Source organism: Dyella sp. EPa41, assembly GCF_016586165.1.
Classification (GTDB): domain Bacteria; phylum Pseudomonadota; class Gammaproteobacteria; order Xanthomonadales; family Rhodanobacteraceae; genus Dyella.
On the sequence record NZ_BCPR01000161.1, the window covers coordinates 1 to 677 of the forward strand.

1 pseudogene is annotated in these 677 nt (G+C 66.5%); it reads right to left on the reverse strand.

The features are described 5' to 3' along the window. Positions 1-677: pseudogene (locus tag JMF82_RS21875) on the reverse strand (hypothetical protein); the annotation flags it as partial.

A 677-nucleotide genomic window follows, 5' to 3' on the forward strand; every position in this document is an offset into this window, starting at 1 on the left:
CGCCACGCTGCCGGCAAACGCCGCCTGCGTGCCTGCACCCAATGCCATCGCCTGGATACCGTTGGACGTGGCGTTGGTGCCCAGCGCCATGCCGTCGGCGAGGTTCACCGTAGCGTTCTGACCGATCGCGGTGCCACCCGGTGCGGTCTGCTGCACGATGGCGCCGTTGCCCATGCCAATGCCGTTGTCGCCATTCACCGTCGTCTGCGGACCGATGGCGACCGACTCCGCGCCCACCGCCAGCGAGTCGGATGCGGTGGAGTTGGCGTGGAAATACTTGATCGGCGTGACCGAGAACGAGCTCATCGCGCCCTTCAACTGGCGCAGCGTAACCGCATCCTGATCGAGCGTACCGTCGGCTACGTTGGTGATCTGCCGGAAGTCCGTCGCATTGCCGACCGACACGGCGCCGAGCAGGTTGCGATCGGTGGTGTTGTACGGAATGACGTTGGTACCGACGAGGATCGAACCTGACGTCGGCGCAATGGCGCGATCCGACACGGCGCCCGAACCCAGCGCCACGCCGCCCAATACGGTGGACTGCGTGTTCTGGCCCAGCGAGGTGGCGGAGCCGGCGGTGGCCGTGGCGCCCACGCCAGCCGCCAAGGCATTGAGGCCGCTCGCGCCATTGTTGGCGTAATTGCCGCCCTGCGTACCACCATCGTTGACGCTGTAGT